General features: G+C 70.7%; 15 protein-coding genes. 12 read left to right on the top strand and 3 right to left on the bottom strand.

The features are described from left to right. Positions 1-11: 11 nt before the first annotated feature. Together ACFY5B_RS19525 and ACFY5B_RS19530 are read left to right on the top strand one after the other, a co-directional pair. Entirely contained in the window at positions 12-950 is a 939-nt protein-coding gene (locus ACFY5B_RS19525; RefSeq protein WP_362234901.1) for an N-acetylneuraminate synthase family protein, read from the top strand. Between the two features lie 47 nt (positions 951-997). Then, entirely contained in the window at positions 998-2,203 is a 1,206-nt protein-coding gene (locus ACFY5B_RS19530) for a hypothetical protein (protein WP_389970633.1), read from the top strand. Positions 2,204-2,244: 41 nt separating this feature from the next. On the opposite strand, the gene ACFY5B_RS19535 is transcribed toward ACFY5B_RS19530, so the two are convergent. Then, positions 2,245-2,934, bottom strand: a complete 690-nt coding sequence (locus tag ACFY5B_RS19535; protein ID WP_389970636.1) for a class I SAM-dependent DNA methyltransferase — start codon at positions 2,932-2,934, stop codon at positions 2,245-2,247. Positions 2,935-3,233: 299 nt separating this feature from the next. Here ACFY5B_RS19535 and ACFY5B_RS19540 point away from each other — a divergent pair, with 299 nt between their 5' ends. The 9 genes from ACFY5B_RS19540 to ACFY5B_RS19580 all read left to right on the top strand — a co-directional run bounded on the left by ACFY5B_RS19540 (position 3,234) and on the right by ACFY5B_RS19580 (position 14,286). Next, positions 3,234-4,466 (top strand): M20 family metallopeptidase, encoded by a 1,233-nt coding sequence (locus tag ACFY5B_RS19540; RefSeq protein WP_389970854.1) that lies wholly within the window; start codon positions 3,234-3,236, stop codon positions 4,464-4,466. An 834-nt stretch (positions 4,467-5,300) separates the two neighbouring features. Then, positions 5,301-6,344: a BMP family protein gene (locus ACFY5B_RS19545; RefSeq protein ID WP_389970639.1), complete on the top strand. Its 1,044-nt coding sequence runs from the start codon at positions 5,301-5,303 to the stop codon at positions 6,342-6,344. 280 nt (positions 6,345-6,624) lie between these two features. Next, entirely contained in the window at positions 6,625-7,674 is a 1,050-nt protein-coding gene (locus tag ACFY5B_RS19550; RefSeq protein ID WP_389970642.1) for a BMP family protein, read from the top strand. A 210-nt stretch (positions 7,675-7,884) separates the two neighbouring features. Beyond that, positions 7,885-9,456 (top strand): ABC transporter ATP-binding protein, encoded by a 1,572-nt coding sequence (locus ACFY5B_RS19555; protein WP_389970645.1) that lies wholly within the window; start codon positions 7,885-7,887, stop codon positions 9,454-9,456. Then, a complete protein-coding gene (locus tag ACFY5B_RS19560; protein WP_389970648.1) occupies positions 9,456-10,574 on the top strand; it encodes an ABC transporter permease in 1,119 nt (372 codons plus the stop codon). Before ACFY5B_RS19555 ends, ACFY5B_RS19560 begins: the two co-directional genes overlap by 1 nt. Then, entirely contained in the window at positions 10,571-11,836 is a 1,266-nt protein-coding gene (locus ACFY5B_RS19565; protein WP_389970651.1) for an ABC transporter permease, read from the top strand. Before ACFY5B_RS19560 ends, ACFY5B_RS19565 begins: the two co-directional genes overlap by 4 nt. Continuing rightward, a complete protein-coding gene (locus ACFY5B_RS19570) occupies positions 11,833-12,237 on the top strand; it encodes a cytidine deaminase (RefSeq protein WP_389970654.1) in 405 nt (134 codons plus the stop codon). The genes ACFY5B_RS19565 and ACFY5B_RS19570 overlap by 4 nt, the downstream gene beginning before the upstream one ends. A 91-nt stretch (positions 12,238-12,328) precedes the next feature. After that, positions 12,329-13,606 carry a thymidine phosphorylase gene (locus tag ACFY5B_RS19575; protein WP_389970856.1) on the top strand — a complete coding sequence of 426 codons (1,278 nt, stop codon included), beginning with the start codon at positions 12,329-12,331 and terminating at the stop codon, positions 13,604-13,606. 95 nt (positions 13,607-13,701) lie between these two features. Next, positions 13,702-14,286, top strand: coding sequence for a Uma2 family endonuclease (locus ACFY5B_RS19580; protein ID WP_389970656.1), 585 nt, complete (start codon positions 13,702-13,704; stop codon positions 14,284-14,286). A 1-nt stretch (position 14,287) separates the two neighbouring features. Here ACFY5B_RS19580 and ACFY5B_RS19585 read toward each other — a convergent pair whose 3' ends face one another. Further along, positions 14,288-15,208, bottom strand: coding sequence for an AEC family transporter (locus tag ACFY5B_RS19585; protein ID WP_389970659.1), 921 nt, complete (start codon positions 15,206-15,208; stop codon positions 14,288-14,290). Between the two features lie 157 nt (positions 15,209-15,365). On the opposite strand from ACFY5B_RS19585, the gene ACFY5B_RS19590 reads away from it, so the two are divergent. Beyond that, the gene (locus tag ACFY5B_RS19590; protein ID WP_389970662.1) at positions 15,366-15,752 is read left to right on the top strand and encodes an STAS domain-containing protein; all 387 of its coding nucleotides are present in this window, start codon (positions 15,366-15,368) and stop codon (positions 15,750-15,752) included. On the opposite strand, the gene ACFY5B_RS19595 is transcribed toward ACFY5B_RS19590, so the two are convergent. Beyond that, the gene (locus ACFY5B_RS19595) at positions 15,636-16,652 is read right to left on the bottom strand and encodes a sigma-70 family RNA polymerase sigma factor (protein ID WP_389970665.1); all 1,017 of its coding nucleotides are present in this window, start codon (positions 16,650-16,652) and stop codon (positions 15,636-15,638) included. The genes ACFY5B_RS19590 and ACFY5B_RS19595 overlap by 117 nt on opposite strands. Between the last annotated feature and the right edge of the window lie 55 nt (positions 16,653-16,707).

Consider the following 16,707-nt stretch of genomic DNA (forward strand, 5'->3'; position numbering starts at 1 on the left):
AACTCTTCGCCATGAGCAACAACTCCCGCATCCGCAAGTTCGGTTCGCGCGAGGCCGGCCCCGGCCGCCCCGTCTACGTCACCGGCGAGATCGGCATCAACCACAACGGCGACATCGAGAACGCCTTCAAGCTCATCGACGCCGCCGCCGAGGCCGGCTGCGACGCGGTCAAGTTCCAGAAGCGCACCCCGGAGATCTGCACCCCGCGCGACCAGTGGGACATCGAGCGCGACACCCCCTGGGGCCGCATGACGTACATCGACTACCGCCACCGCGTGGAGTTCGGCGAGGAGGAGTACGGCCAGATCGACGCCTACTGCAAGAAGAAGGGCATCGACTGGTTCGCCTCCCCGTGGGACACCGAGGCCGTCGCCTTCCTGGAGAAGTTCGACGTCCCCGCCCACAAGGTCGCCTCCGCTTCCCTCACGGACGACGAGCTGCTGCGCGCCCTGCGCGCCACCGGCCGCACGATCATCCTCTCCACCGGCATGTCGACGCCGAAGCAGATCCGTCACGCCGTCGAGGTCCTGGGCAGCGAGAACATCCTGCTCTGCCACGCCACCTCGACGTACCCGGCGAAGGCCGAGGAGCTCAACCTCCGGGTCATCAACACCCTCCAGGCCGAGTACCCGAACGTCCCGATCGGCTACTCCGGCCACGAGACCGGCCTGCAGACCACCCTCGCCGCCGTCGCCCTCGGCGCCACCTTCGTAGAGCGCCACATCACCCTCGACCGCGCCATGTGGGGCTCCGACCAGGCCGCCTCCGTGGAGCCGCAGGGCCTCACGCGCCTCGTCCGCGACATCCGCACCATCGAGGCCTCCCTCGGCGACGGCGTCAAGAAGGTCTACGAGTCCGAGCTGGGCCCGATGAAGAAGCTGCGCCGCGTCGCCGGTGTGGTCGCCGAGGCGGAGATCGCCACGGCGGCGGGCGAGCCGGTCGGCGTCTGAACGCACCACCCCCACAACCCCCCTTACGACGGGACGGTCGTACGTCGATGAGCCCCCGCGCCGGGAACGCCGGCCCCCACACTCTCGCCTTCGTCGAGAGCCCGGTACAGCTGCTGAACGTGCTGGAGTGGGCGCACGCGCACGCCCCCGGCGTGGGGCTCACCCTCGTGGTGCTGTCGCCCGTCGACCCGATGACGCGCGGCCAGCTGCGGCGGATGTCCGACCTGGCCCGCGACGAGGGGCACCAGGTCCGCTGGGAGGAAGCGCGCGGCGGGCCGCTGGCGCCCTTCCAGACCATCGGTGGCCTGACCGGCCTGCTCCGCAGGGCACGCCGGATCGTGCTGGGGGACCCCTTCTCCCGCTACGTCCAGCTGCTGCTGACGATCACCCGTGCCCGTGACCTGGTCGTCGTCGACGACGGCACGGCGACGATGGAGTTCGTCGGGCAGCTGGCCCGTGGTGAGCGGCTGGTGCGCTGGCACCGCAAGGGCGGCCGCCCCGGCCCGCGGGACGTGGTCTTCGCGCCGGTGTCGGCCTCGGCCCGCCGTCGGCTGACCCCCGGCGACCGCCGTCGCATCGAGATCTTCTCCTCCATGCCGATGGAGGAGACCCCGCCGGGCGTCACGGTAAGCGCCAACGCCTTCGCCTGGACCCGGGCCCGTTTCGGCCCGCCCCGGATCACCAAGGGAGCCGACCTGGTCGGCACGTCCCTGGTGGAGACCGGCGTGGTCGACGACGGCCACTATCTGGAGGCCGTCCACGCCCTGGCCAGGGCCCACGGCGCCACCCGCTACTTCGCCCACCGCCGCGAGAGCACGGACAAGCTGCACCGCCTCGCGGTCGCGACGGGCCTGGAGATCGTCCGCCCCGAACTCCCCCTCGAACTGATCGCCCGCCGCGGGCCCATCGGCCGGACGATCCTCAGCTTCCCCTCCACCGTCGTCCACACCCTCCCTCTCGCCCTGTCCGGCACGGAGGTACGCGTCGCGGTCTGCGACATCGACCCCGCCTGGCTGACCGAGAACGCCTCCCCACGCGCCCAGGGCTTCCTGTCCGGAGTGACGGGAACGGCCCGGGACGTGCACCGGCTGTCGCCGACGGCCCCGGTGCCTCCTCCGGGCCCGCCGCACCCGGGCACGGCTGAGCCGGCCGACCCCACGGGACCGGCGGGCGCGGCACGCTGCACCGCCCCACCCTCCACCTCAGGCCTGCCGGGCCCGACCGGGACACCGGGAGCGGTGGCGGCCGGATAGGAACCCCGGCCGGGGCTGGCCGCCGGAGCGGACGGCAGGCCCTACGCCTCCGCCGCAGGCACCCCGTCCACCGGCGGCCTGCGCGCGAGCAGAAACGCGCGCGGCAGCTTCTCCCCGGCCTCCGGCTCGCGCAGGACGCGGGCGCGGAGGTCGAGGCCCGCCCCGGTGAGGTGCTCGACGACGGTGTCCGGCGTGCGCCAGTAGCAGTCGAGCGAGATCTCCTGCCCGAAGCGCTCGGTCAGGCGCAGATGCCCGTCCTCGACCCCGGACTGGAAGCCGAGCAGCACCGGCGCCCCCGGCAACAGGACGCGGCGGAACTCGGCGAAGACGGACGGCAGGTGATCGTCCGGCACATGGATGATCGAGTAGAGCGCGACGATGCCGCCGAGCGCCGCCGCCGGCAGGTCCAGGGCGGTCATCGAACCGACGTGGAAGCGCAGCTCCGGGTGGGTCCTACGGGCCAGGGCCACCATGCGGGGCGACGCGTCGACCCCGAACACCGGCAGCCCGGCCTCGTGCAGCCGCGCCGTCACGTACCCCGGCCCACTGCCGAGGTCCGCGACCGGCGGCCGCCCGGGCACCCCCGGCTCCCGGACCAGCTCCACGAAGGCCGACAGCAGCGCCCGCTCCAGCGGTCTTCCGGCCAGGCTGTCGGGGTGCTCGGCGGCATAGGCCTCGGCGATGGCGTCGTACGAGGCCTGCGTGGACTCGACAAACTCGGGGGCGCGCACGAAGCGCACACTAGCGGGGGCGCGCGTCCGGCAGATGAACACGCCGGTGTTCGCCGCGCACGGCGTGGTATCCGTGGAGAGGATGGTTGGATACCGGAGTGGTGGCGTCGATGTGGTCGAAGTCACACTCCGGGGGGTGGATGGCCCGGTCCGGCCCAAAAGGCGGGCGAGTTTACCCATCTCACTTGATAGCTATGCGCCGGGCGATCATATTTTCTTCCCCTATCGGGTTGAAGTTTTGTTGATCCAGGGTCGGTCGACCGCCCGGGCGCCCTACCCTTCAAAGGGTGAAGCCACTGATGTCACTGGAGTCCGAGGTCGATCTTCCCGGCGGAGCCGTGCTCCCCGGTGCACTGCCCGACGCTCTGCGTGCCGAGCTCATCGCGTTCCGGCGCGACATCCACATGCACCCGGAGCTCGGCAACCAGGAGTTCCGCACGACCGCCGCGATCAAGGAGCGGCTCGAGCGGGCCGGCCTCAAGCCGCGCGTCCTCGCCGTGGGGACCGGACTCGTCTGTGACATCGGCGTGGAGGGCGAGCAGTGGGACGGCGGTCCCAGCATGCTCGCCCTGCGGGCCGACATCGACGGCCTGCCCATTCCGGACACCAAGGCGGAGTGCCCCTACCGCTCGACCGTGCCCGACCGTGCGCACGCCTGCGGTCACGACGTGCACACCACCGTCGTGCTCGGCGCCGGTCTGGTCCTCGCCGAACTGCACCGCCGGGGCGCCCTGCCCCGCCCCGTCCGGCTGATCTTCCAGCCCGCCGAGGAGGTGCTGCCCGGCGGTGCCGCCGATGTCATCAAGTGCGGGGCGCTGGAAGGTGTCGGCGCGATCATCGCCGTGCACTGCGACCCCCGGGTGGACGCCGGCAAGATCGGGCTCCGCGAGGGTCCCATCACCTCCGCCTGCGACCGGCTGGAGATCGGCCTGGAAGGCCCGGGCGGCCACACCGCCCGCCCCCACCTCACGACCGACCTGGTCACCGCCGCCGCCCGCGTCGTCACCGACGTACCCGCGCTGGTCGGCCGCCGCTTCGACAGCCGCAGCGGGCTCGCCATCACCTGGGGCCGCGTCGAGTCCGGGCACGCGCCGAACGTGATCCCGCAGCACGCCGAACTCTCCGGCACCGTGCGCTGCCTCGACCTGGAGGCGTGGCGGCGGGCCCCCGACGTCGTGGTCGCGGCCATCGACGAGATCGCCAACCTGCACCGCGCCAAGTCGGAGATCAACTACGTGCGCGGCGTGCCGCCCGTGGTCAACGAGCCCGGCGTCACCGAGCTGCTGCGCGACGCGATGATCGCCCGGCGCGGGGTCGAGTCCGTCGAGGGCACCGAGCAGAGCCTCGGCGGCGAGGACTTCTCCTGGTACCTGGAGCACGTCCCCGGCGCGATGGCCCGTTTGGGCGTCCGCACCCCCGGCGAACGCCATGTCCGCGACCTCCACCAGGGCGACTTCGACGTCGACGAGTCGGCCATCACGGTAGGAGTGGAACTCTTCACAGCAGCGGCCCTGGTCAACGGCCTCCGCTAGGCCGTCCCTCTCGGAGACGCCCCCGCCCTTCTTCCAGGCGGGGGCGGTCGTGCCTTTTTTGGGGCGCGGGGAACTGCGCGAAAAGCCACGACGGCGCCGCACGGACCTCCGGGGACGCGGCGAGCCTGTCAGGGGCGCGGGGAACTGCGCGACGAGCCACGACGGCGCCGCGCGGAGCTTCGGGGACGCGGCGAGCTTGTCAGGGGCGCGGGGAACTGCGCGACGAGCCACGATGGCGCCGCGCGGAGCTTCGGGGACGCGGCGAGCTTGTCAGGGGCGCGGGGAACTGCGCGAAAAGCCACGATGGCGCCGCGCGGAGCTTCGGGGACGCGGCGAGCTTGTCAGGGGCGCGGGGAACTGCGCGAAAAGCCACGACGGCGCCGCGCGGAGCCTCGGGGACGCGGCGAGCCTGTCAGGGGCGCGGGGAACTGCGCGAAAAGCCACGACGGCGCCGCGCGAACCCGACGACCTCGGGCCCTCCAGACCCGACGACCTCGCGCCCCACGACCCGGGCGGCCCGGGCGGCCACACCCCCGGGCGGCCACACCCCCGGGCAGCCACACCCCCGGGCCCCCGACCGGCCACCCGCACACCCTCCGGTTGCGAGCGGCGCAGCCGCACGGCACCCTGGTGCGCGTCACGAGGTAGGCACGCGCCGTGTTCCCGACTACACCTTTCGACCCCGTTCGATCCCGTGGTTCACAAGGGCGTAACCGGCCATCGGCACGAATGGATAACGGCCCCGCGGCGAACCGTTCCCAGGAGTGTCTACGCGCGTTAATGTGCGCCGAACCGAGCACCCACTGCGGGGCTTTGGAGAATGGGGAGCTTCAGATGCGTCGGATTTCCAAACTGACCCGGGTCGCGGTGGGGGTCGCGTCGCTCGGGCTCGTCGCCACGGCATGCGGCGGCACCAGCAGTGACAGCGGCGACAGCGACAGCGGCGACCGCGGTGTCGCCATCGCGTACGACGTCGGCGGCAAGGGCGACCAGTCCTTCAACGACGCCGCCTTCGCCGGCCTGACCAAGGCCAAGGACGAGTTCGGCTACAAGACGGCCGACATCGAGCCCACCGAGGGCGAGACGAACGCCGACAAGGAGCAGCGCCTGGCGTCGCTGGCCAAGCAGGGCTACAACCCGGTCATCGGTGTCGGCTTCGCCTACGGCCCGGCGATGAAGGCCGTGGCCGCCAAGTACCCGAAGACCACCTTCGGCATCGTGGACTCCGTCGTCCCGGGCAAGAACGTCGCCTCCCTCGTCTTCGCCGAGGAGCAGGCCTCCTACCTCGCCGGTGTCGCCGCGGCCAAGGCCACGAAGACCAACGTCGTCGGCTTCGTCGGCGGTGTCGACGTGCCGCTGATCCACAAGTTCGAGGCCGGCTACAAGCAGGGCGTGCAGGACACCAACTCCAAGGTGAAGGTCCTGTCGCAGTACCTGACGCAGACGGCCGAGGAGGGCGGCTTCTCCAGCCCCGACAAGGGCAAGGCCGCCGCCGAGGGCCAGATCGAGAAGAAGGCCGACGTGCTCTACGCGGCCGCCGGTCTGTCCGGCCAGGGTGTCATCGAGGCCGCCGCCAAGGCGAAGGTCTGGGCGATCGGCGTCGACTCCGACCAGTACAAGCAGGCCGCCCTGGCGCCGTACAAGAACTACATCCTCACCTCCGCGCTCAAGGACGTCGGCGGCGCGGTCTACGCCCTGTCCAAGTCGGTCCACGACGACAAGCCGCTGACCGGCACCCAGACCTTCGACCTGAAGGTCAACGGCGTGGGCCTGTCGGAGTCCAACCCGCAGTACGCGAAGGTCGCGGGTCTCCAGGACGCGGTGAACAAGGCCAAGCAGGAGATCATCGACGGCAAGATCAAGGTCAACACCGAGTGATCCGACCGGTCTGACCAGCCGAAGCGGGCGGGCACCCACGGGGTGCCCGCCCGCTTCGCGTGTCCCGGCTCTCCCGCGATCGGATCACCCAGCGCCACTCTCCGTTTGCGGTCGGCAACGCCCCGGCCAAGCCCGGGTGATGGCTTGGCCACGGGCGCATAACAAGGTGGACAGAAGGGGTTTTCAGGCAGGTCTACGCGCGTTAATCTGCGGCGAAGCCAGCGCTGAAGCTGAACCGTCCGGCGCTGTGCACCTCGGTTGTACGACAGGAGCACCACACATGCGCCGGATTTCCCGGATCACGGTCGCAGGCGCAGCGACCGCCTCCCTGGCCCTCGCGCTCTCCGCCTGCGGCGGCACCTCGACCTCTGCCGGGTCGTCGGACTCGAAGGGCGACAAGGGCCTCGCCATCGCCTACGACGTCGGCGGCAAGGGCGACCAGTCCTTCAACGACGCCGCCTACGCGGGCCTGGAGCAGGCGAAGAAGGAGTTCGGGTACCAGACGGCCGACGTGGAGCCGACCGAGGGTGAGACGAACGCCGACAAGGAGCAGCGCCTGGTCTCCCTGGCCAAGCAGGGCTACAACCCGGTCGTCGGTGTCGGCTACGCGTACGCCGCCGCCGTGAAGGCCGCCGCGGAGAAGTTCCCGAAGACCACCTTCGGCATCGTCGACGACGCCACGATCAACACCAAGAACGTGGCCGACCTGGTCTTCAACGAGGAGCAGGCCTCCTACCTGGCCGGTGTCGCCGCCGCCAAGACCAGCAAGACGAAGGTCGTCGGCTTCGTCGGCGGCGTGGACATCCCGCTGATCCACAAGTTCCAGGCGGGCTTCGCGCAGGGCGTCAAGGACACCGACCCCAAGGTCAAGGTGCTCTCGCAGTACCTGACGCAGACGGCCGAGGAGGGCGGTTTCGCCAGCCCCGACAAGGGCAAGACGGCCGCCGAGGGGCAGATCGAGAAGAAGGCCGACGTCGTCTACGCGGCCGCCGGTCTGTCCGGCCAGGGTGTCATCGAGGCCGCCGCCACCGAGAAGGTGTGGGCCATCGGTGTCGACTCCGACCAGTACCAGCAGGAAGCCCTTGCCAAGTACAAGGACTCCATCCTGACGTCGGCGATGAAGGACGTCGCCAAGGCGGTGTACAACCTGGCGAAGTCGGTCGAGGACGGCAAGCCCGAGACCGGTATCGTTCGTGGCGATCTGAAGTCCGGCGAGGTGAGCCTGTCGAACTCCAACCCGAAGTTCGCGGACGACGCCGAGCTCCAGGCAGCCATCAAGACGGCCAAGGAGAAGATCATCAGCGGCGAGATCAAGGTCAAGAGCAGCTGACGAGCGACTGCCTCGAAGCAGGCGGTAACCCCCGGGGTTACGTCCGCTCGACGGGGTACGGGGAGCTGCTCCTCGTGCCCCGTCGCCGCGGGGCGTCGGCCCCTTTGTATGCCGTAGGGGCGCTACGCGCGTAGACGGCCCCCGTCCCCAGGAGAGTGCGCCATCAACGCGTCCAGCAGCCCTCCGGCCGGAGCGGCGGTCAACGAATCGGTGACCGCCGTCGAACTCGCCGGGATCACCAAGCGTTTCCCCGGAGTCGTGGCCAACCACGACATCCACCTCAGCGTCCGCAAGGGCACCGTGCACGCGCTGGTCGGCGAGAACGGCGCCGGCAAGTCCACGCTGATGAAGATCCTCTACGGCATGCAGAAGCCGGACGAGGGCACCATCGCCGTGGGCGGCGAGCAGGTGAGCTTCTCCTCTCCGGCCGACGCCATCGTCCGCGGCATCGGCATGGTCCACCAGCACTTCATGCTCGCCGACAACCTCACGGTCCTCGAGAACGTGGTCCTCGGCAGCGAGAAGCTCTACGGCATCGGCGCCAAGGCCCGCCGCAAGATCAAGGAGCTCTCCGAGCGCTACGGCCTCGGCGTCGAGCCCGACCTCCTCGTCGAGGAGCTCGGTGTCGCCGCCCGCCAGCGCGTGGAGATCCTCAAGGTCCTCTACCGCGGCGCCACCACCCTCATCCTCGACGAGCCGACCGCCGTGCTCGTGCCGCAGGAGGTCGACGCGCTCTTCGTCAACCTGCGCGAACTGCGCTCCGAGGGCCTGTCGGTCATCTTCATCTCCCACAAGCTCGGCGAGGTGCTCTCCGTCGCCGACGAGATCACCGTCATCCGCCGCGGCACCACCGTCGGCACCGCCGTCCCCTCCGAGACGACGCCCCGTCAGCTCGCCGAGATGATGGTCGGCAGCGAGCTGCCCACGCCCGAGACGGCCGAGTCCACGGTCACCGACCGCCCGGTCATCACCGTCGACGAGCTGCGCCTCGCGGCCCCCGGTGGCAAGGCCCTCCTGGACGACATCAGCTTCACCATCCACGCGGGCGAGGTCCTCGGCATCGCCGGCGTCGAGGGCAACGGCCAGACCGAGCTCGTCGACGCGCTGATCGGCCTGCGGGCCGCCGACTCCGGCACCATCCGGCTCGCCGACGAGGAGATCACCGCCTGGCCCACCCGCAGGCGCCGGGAACAGGGCATCGGCTACATCCCCGAGGACCGGCACCGCCACGGCCTCCTGCTGGAGGCACCCCTCTGGGAGAACCGCATCCTCGGCCACGTCACCGAGAAGCCGCTGGCCAAGGGCGTCTGGCTGGACCCCAAGGCGGCCCAGGAGGACACCCGCCGGATCGTGACCGAGTACGACGTCCGCACCCCCGGCATCGACGTCACCGCGGCCTCCCTGTCGGGCGGCAACCAGCAGAAGCTGATCGTCGGCCGCGAGATGAGCCACAAGCCGCGCTTCCTCATCGCCGCGCACCCCACCCGGGGCGTGGACGTCGGCGCCCAGGCCGCCATCTGGGACCACATCCGCGAGGCGCGCCGCGAGGGCCTGGCCGTGCTGCTGATCTCCGCCGACCTGGACGAGCTGATCGGCCTGTCCGACACGCTGCGCGTGATCTACAACGGCAAGCTGGTCGCGGACGCCGACCCGGCCACCATCACTCCCGAGGAGCTCGGCTCGGCCATGACCGGTGCCGTCACCGGGCACCTCGAGCACGACGACACCCCCGAGACCTCGAAGGCCGACGCCCCCGAGTCTCCGGAAGACGAGGCCCGCTGATGAAGAAGTTCGACAAGGAGCGCCTGCTCCTGGCGGTGGCCGGACCGGTCATCGCGCTGGCCGTGGCCTTCGTCCTGAGCGCGATCGTGCTGCTCGCCTCGGGCAAGAGCCCCTTCGAGCCGTTCGCCCTGATGTTCGAGCAGCTGAGCTTCTCCGACATCCAGGTACTGATCATCAACCAGGCCTCGATGTACTACATCGCGGCCCTCGCGGTGGCCATCGGCTTCCGGATGAACCTGTTCAACATCGGCGTCGACGGCCAGTACCAGCTCGGCGCCATGATGGCCGCCGTCGTCGGCGCCCATGTGAACCTGCCGGCCGCCCTGCAGGTCCCGCTGCTGCTCCTGACCGCCGTCCTCACCGGCGCCTTCTGGTCCGGCATCGCCGGCGTCCTCAAGGTCACCCGCGGCGTCAGCGAGGTGGTCGCCACGATCATGCTCAACGCGATCGCCACCTCCGTGATCGCCTACCTGTGGCTGCCGAACGTCTTCGGCGTCAAGGCCGGCAACAACAACACCACGGGCGAGATGTCCGAGTCCGGCTGGATCCCCGGGATCAGCCTGGGCGACGCCGGTGAGATCTACGGCCTGGTGCTGCTGGCCGTCCTGCTCGGCATCGGCTACTGGATCGTCCTCAACCGCACCCGCTTCGGCTTCGACCTGCGCGCCTCCGGCGCCTCGACGACCGCCGCCGCGGCCAGTGGCGTCGACCCCAAGCGCATGGTGCTGACCGCCATGCTGATCTCCGGCGGCATCGCGGGCCTGGCCGGCCTGCCGATCCTGCTCGGCGACAGCCACACCTACGACCTCAACTTCCCCACCGGCATCGGTTTCCTCGGCATCGGCATCGCGCTGCTGGGCCGCAACAGCCCGGTCGGCATCGCCTTCGCCGCCCTGCTGTGGGCCTGGCTCGACAAGGCCTCGCCCGAGCTGGACTTCCACGGCTACGACAAGGAGATCGCGGTCATCATGCAGGGCCTGATCGTCCTCTCGGTCGTCGTCTCCTACGAGGCCGTCCGCGAATGGGGTCTGCGCCGCCAGCAGCGTCGCGTCGGCGCCGAACTCGCCGCCGGACACGTCCTCGGCGCTCAGAACACGAAGGAGGTGGCTGGCCGATGACCACCGCGACCGACGTCAACCAGCCCACGCTGCAGCCCGCGGCGCCGACCGGCCGCCGCCTGTCCTGGCCCGTCCTGCTGCTCGTCATCGCCGGAGGCCTGGCGCTCACCTCGATCGTCCGCATCGTCACCGGCGCCGACGGCATCACCAACGTCAGCCAGATGTCCACCGCGCTCCAGCTCGCCGTGCCGATCGGCCTCGCCGGTCTGGGCGGTCTGTGGGCCGAGCGCGCGGGCGTGGTCAACATCGGCCTCGAAGGCATGATGATCCTCGGCACCTGGTTCGGCGCCTGGGCCGGCTTCCAGTGGGGCCCGTGGACCGGTGTCCTGGTCGGCATCCTCGGCGGCGCGATCGGCGGTCTGCTGCACGCCCTCGTGACCGTCACCTTCAACGTCAACCACATCGTCTCCGGTGTGGCCATCAACATCCTCGCCCTCGGTGCCACCCGCTACCTCGCGCCCCTCGCCTTCGAGGGCCACACGGGCGGCTCCGCCAAGCAGTCCCCGGCGGTGGACTCCCTCGGCAACTTCACGGTGCCGGGGCTGTCCGACGCCCTGCGGGACCTCAACGCCCACGGCTGGTTCCTTGTCTCGGACATCGCCGGCCTGCTCGGCGGCCTGGTCACCAACGTCTCCTGGCTGACCCTGATCGCCATCGCGCTGATCCCCGGCACCTGGTGGATCCTGTGGCGCACCGCGTTCGGCCTGCGGCTGCGCTCCTGCGGCGAGAACCCGGTCGCCGCCGAGTCCCTCGGCGTCAACGTCTACAAGTACAAGTACATCGCCGTCGTCGTCTCCGGCGGTCTGGCCGGCCTCGGCGGTGCGTTCCTGTCCATCGTCGCCAACCCCTTCTACCTGGAGGGCCAGGTCAGCGGACGCGGCTTCATCGGCCTCGCGGCGATGATCTTCGGCAACTGGATGCCGGGCGGCCTCGCCCTCGGCGCGGGCCTGTTCGGCTACACCGACAGCCTCAACCTGCGCGGCGGCTCCGCCAACGTGCACGCCCTGCTGCTGCTCGGCGCGCTGCTGCTGATCATCGGGGCGATCTTCCTGGTGATCCGCAAGAAGTACACCCCGGCGATGATCACCGCGGTCGTCGCCGCCCTGGTCTTCGCCTGGTACGCGACCACCGACGAGGTCCCGAACCAGGTCGTCTCCGCCACGCCGTACGTCATCACCCTGGTGGTCCTCGCCATGTCGGCGCAGCGGCTGCGGATGCCGAAGGCGGACGGGTTGCCGTACCGGAAGGGGCAGGGCAAGTGACCGTCTCCGGCCCGGACGTCGACTGGGAGAAGCTGCGCGCGGTGGCCCGGGACGCCATGTCCCGGGCGTACGCCCCGTACTCCGGCTACCCGGTCGGCGTGGCGGCCCTCGTCGACGACGGCCGGATCATCTCCGGCTGCAACGTCGAGAACGCCTCGTACGGACTCGGCCTGTGTGCCGAGTGCGGTCTGGTGTCGGAGCTGCACAACACCGGCGGCGGCCGGCTGACGCACTTCACCTGCGTCGACCGCAACGGCGACAGGCTCGTCCCGTGCGGCCGCTGCCGCCAGCTGCTCCACGAGTTCGGCGGCCCGGATCTGCTGCTGGAGACCCCCGAGGGGATCCTGCCGCTGTCCCGGATGCTGCCCCAGGCCTTCGGCCCGGAGCACCTCAGCAAGTAACCTCCGTGCGGCCCCTCTGAGTTGCTCACGCGACCGGCTCAGGGGGGCCGTACGGCTTCTGGAAACCTCGGAAGGAAGCCAAGCCATGGCCATGGACGTCATCTCCGTCATCCGCACCAAGCGGGACCGCGGTGAACTCAGCGACGCGCAGATCGACTGGGTCATCGACGCGTACACCCGCGGGGAGGTCGCCGACGAGCAGATGTCCGCCCTCGCCATGGCGATCCTGCTGAACGGCATGAACCGCCGCGAGATCGCCCGCTGGACGGCCGCGATGATCGCCTCCGGTGAGCGCATGGACTTCTCGTCCCTGTCCCGCCCGACCGCCGACAAGCACTCCACGGGCGGCGTCGGCGACAAGATCACACTGCCCCTGGCCCCCCTGGTGGCGGCCTGCGGCGCGGCCGTCCCGCAGCTGTCCGGACGCGGCCTCGGCCACACCGGCGGCACCCTCGACAAGCTGGAGTCCATTCCCGGCTGGCGCGCGCTGCTGTCCAACGAGGAGATGCTGAACGTCCTCGACACCACCGGCGCGGTCATCTGCGCGGCGGGCGACGGACTGGCCCCCGCCGACAAGAAGCTGTACGCCCTGAGGGACGTCACCGGCACGGTCGAGGCCATCCCGCTGATCGCCTCCTCGATCATGTCCAAGAAGATCGCCGAGGGCACGGGTTCGCTGGTCCTGGACGTGAAGGTCGGCACCGGCGCCTTCATGAAGACCATCGAGGACGCCCGCGAACTGGCCTCCACGATGGTCGGCCTGGGCACCGACCACGGCGTGAAGACGGTCGCGCTCCTCACCGACATGGCCACGCCCCTCGGACTGACCGCCGGCAACGCCCTGGAGGTCCGCGAGTCGGTCGAGGTACTGGCGGGCGGCGGCCCCGCGGACGTCGTCGAGCTGACGATCGCGCTCGCCCGCGAGATGCTCGACGCGGCCGGCATCAAGGACGCCGACCCGGCGAAGGCCCTGGCCGACGGCTCGGCGATGGACGTCTGGCGCCGCATGATCGCGGCCCAGGGCGGCGACCCGGACGCGGCTCTGCCGGTCGCCCGCGAGCAGCACGTCATCAAGGCCCCGTCCTCCGGCGTCCTGAGCCGCCTCGACGCCTACGACATCGGCGTCGCGGCCTGGCGCCTGGGCGCGGGCCGTGCCCGCAAGGAGGACCCGGTGCAGGCGGGCGCGGGCGTCGAACTCCACGCCAAGCCGGGCGACACGGTGCGCGAGGGCCAGCCCCTCCTCACCCTCCACACGGACACGCCCGAGCGCTTCGAGTACGCCCTGCAGTCGGTCGAGGGCTCCTACGACATCGCCGCCCCGGGCACGGCCTTCACGGCGTCGCCGGTGGTGCTGGAACGTATCGCCTGAGCTGGGGTTTCCCCTTACGGGTGAACGGGATCGGTGGACCCTCGCCGATCCCGTTCGGCATGCTGGAGTCGGTGACGCACCGATAGGAGACCGCCATGAGCGCACTCACCGTGAGCCAGGACCCCGAGCAGAGCTGGGACGACCTTGTCCGGTTCTGGGAGGAGATGGAATGGCCTGAGGGCAGCAAGGTGGAGATCATCGAGGGGATCATCACCGTGTCACCTGCTCCCGCTTACCGTCACAATGTGATCGCGGCCCGCATCCAGCGTCGCCTCTATTCCGTGATCCCCGAGGACTGGGAGATTTTCCAGACACTGGCGATCGCCGTGCCGTCACGTCTCGGCATGCTCATCCCGGATCTCGTGGTGGCCCCCGTACGGGAGGACGCTGACACGGACACCCACATCCCGGCCGCCCTCGCCGAACTCGTCGTCGAGGTCACGTCCAAGTCCAACGCTCGCCACGACCGGGTGAGCAAGCCGGCCGCCTACGCCACTGCCGGTATTCCGCTCTACCTCCTCGTAGACCGCTGGGCTGCCGACGGCCCCACCGTGACGCTCTACGGCGAGCCCAAGGGCGATGTCTACCGCCCCCTCGGCACTGCGAAGTTCGGCGAGTCGATCAAGCTGCCGGCTCCCCTCGACCTTGTCATCGACACCGGCGAGTTCCCGGAGAGCTGAGTCACCCCAACACCGCCGCCACCCCCACCAGCACCGGCACCGCCAGCACCGTGGACAGCAGGATCGCCTCCCTCGCCAGCACCTCGCCCACCCGGTAGCTGCTCGCGTACGTGAAGAGGTTCTGGGCGGCCGGCAGCGCCGAGGTCACCACCACGTCGAGCAGGGACGCCCCGCGGAGGCCGAAGAGGCCCGCCGCGAAGGCCCAGGCGGCCAGGGGCTGCACGGCCGACTTGAGGGTCACCGCGAGGAGGACGGGGGCCCGTTCCGCGCCGCGCAGGGGCAGACTGCTGCCGCGCAGGGAGATGCCGAAGGCCAGCAGGACCGCCGGGACCGACATGTTCCCGATCAGGGTGAGGGGGTCCAGCAGAGGGCCCGGCACCCTGAGGCCTGACGCCGAGACCGCCACCCCGGCCAGGGAACCCAGCGCTATCGGATTGCGCAGGGGCGTGAGCAGCCGCTGCCACAGTGGCCGCTTCTCCCCACCGCTCGCCAGGTCCAGGATTGTCAGCGCCACCGGCGTCACCCCGACCAGCTGGAACAGCAGCACCGGCGCGACCAGCGAAGCGTCGCCCAGCACGTACACGGCGATCGGGATGCCCAGGTTCCCGGAGTTGACGTAGCTGGAGCACAGCGCGCCGATCGTCGTCCGGCCCACACCCCAGCCCCGCGCCACACCCACCGACACGAAGACACCCGCGGCCGCCGCCGTGCTCATCGCCGTGACCAGCAGCCGGTCGGAGAAGATCACCGACAGGTCGGCCTGCGCGAGGGTCGTGAAGAGCAGCGCCGGAGACGCCACGTGGAAGGCGAGCTTGGTGAGGACCTCCCGGCCGCCGTCGCCCAGATACCCCCGGCGGCCGATCAGATAGCCGACGCCGATGACGACGGCGATGACCGCGAACCCGCTCAGCACCCCCCGCACGGAAGCTCCCCACCGGTGAGGAAGGCATCGGGCAGCGCGGCAGGGGCAGATGGTTGGGGCATACAGCCAACACTCCGGGGAGAGTCGTCCCCGGGTCAATGTGATCTTTACGGCGCCGACAGGCCGCTGAGACGGCCCGGCAGGACGGACAGTCGCGATGAGTTACCGCCGCCCGCCCGGTCTACCGATCGTGGACGCCATGACACCGCCCGTGCTCGTACTGCCCGGCCCCGTCACCCGGGACGAGGTGAGGGGGCTCGGCGACGAGGTGCGGGCACTGCTGCACGGCAGCGGTGCCCGGGTCGTGGTGTGCGATGTCGCGGGCCTGGGGCCGCCGGGCCTCGCTGCCGTCGACCTGCTGGCGAGGCTTCAGCTGGCCGCCCGCCGGGCCGGGGGACGGATCCGGCTGCGCGACCCCGACCCGGCCCTACGCGCCCTGCTCGACCTGGTCGGTCTCCGCTTCGAGGTGGAGGGGGAGGTCGAAGAGCGGGAACCAGCGCTGGGTGTCGAGGAAGCAGTGGAACCCGGTGATCCGGCCGTCTGAGATCTCCAGCACCTGGACCGCCCACGGCATGAAGCCGCCCTTCTCGGGGTCCGGCTTGTACTGGGCGAACCCCGGCAGCCCGTTGACCTCGACGGGCACCAGCCGGGAGCCCGCGCAGGGCGCGCCGAGGGTGGTCATGAAGCCGGTGATGTCGCGCGTGCCGGTCAGCCACAGGTCGAAGGGCGGCATCGTCATGACCGCGTCCTCGTGCAGCAGGGCCGTCAGTGCCGTCATGTCGTAGCCCTCGAAGGCCGCCACATAGCGGTCCAGCAGCTTCTGCTGGTTCTCGTCCAGCGGGTCGGAGACGGCCGCCTCGGCGCCCGGCTCCTGCCGCTCGGCGAGGGTGGCGCGGGCCCGCTGGAGGGCGCTGTTCACCGACGCCACCGAGGTGTCCAGCAGCTCGGCGACCTCACTGGCCTTCCAGGCCAGGACCTCGCGCAGGATCAGCACGGCCCGCTGCTTGGCCGGGAGCTGCTGCAGGGCGGCCATGAACGCGAGCCGCACGGACTCCTTGGCGATCGCCGCCTCCGCCGGGTCACCGGTGGTCGGCAGCACACGGGCGTCCGGCATGGGCTCCAGCCAGGTGTTGTCCGGTCGGGGGGAGAGGGCGGCCTGGGCGAGCGGGGTGGAGTCCGTCAGGTCCATGGGCCGGGCGCGCTTGTTGCCCGCGGTCAGCATGTCCAGGCACACGTTGGTCGCGATGCGGTAGAGCCAGGAGCGCAGGCTGGAGCGGCCCTCGAACTTGTCGTAACTGCGCCAGGCGCGGACCATCGTGTCCTGCACCGCGTCCTCCGCCTCGAAGGAGGAGCCGAGCATCCGGTAGCAGTACCCCGTCAGCTCCGTCCGGTGTGCCTCCAGCCTGGTGTCCAGATCCGTCGGTGCCGCCGTGCCGTTCGCCATCTCCAGCCACCCCTGTGGACGTTCTGTTCACGCGCCTTCGCGCTCCAGCACTTCG

It is taken from the genome of Streptomyces sp. NPDC013187 (assembly GCF_042899705.1).
Classification (GTDB): Bacteria; Actinomycetota; Actinomycetes; order Streptomycetales; family Streptomycetaceae; genus Streptomyces; species Streptomyces hawaiiensis_A.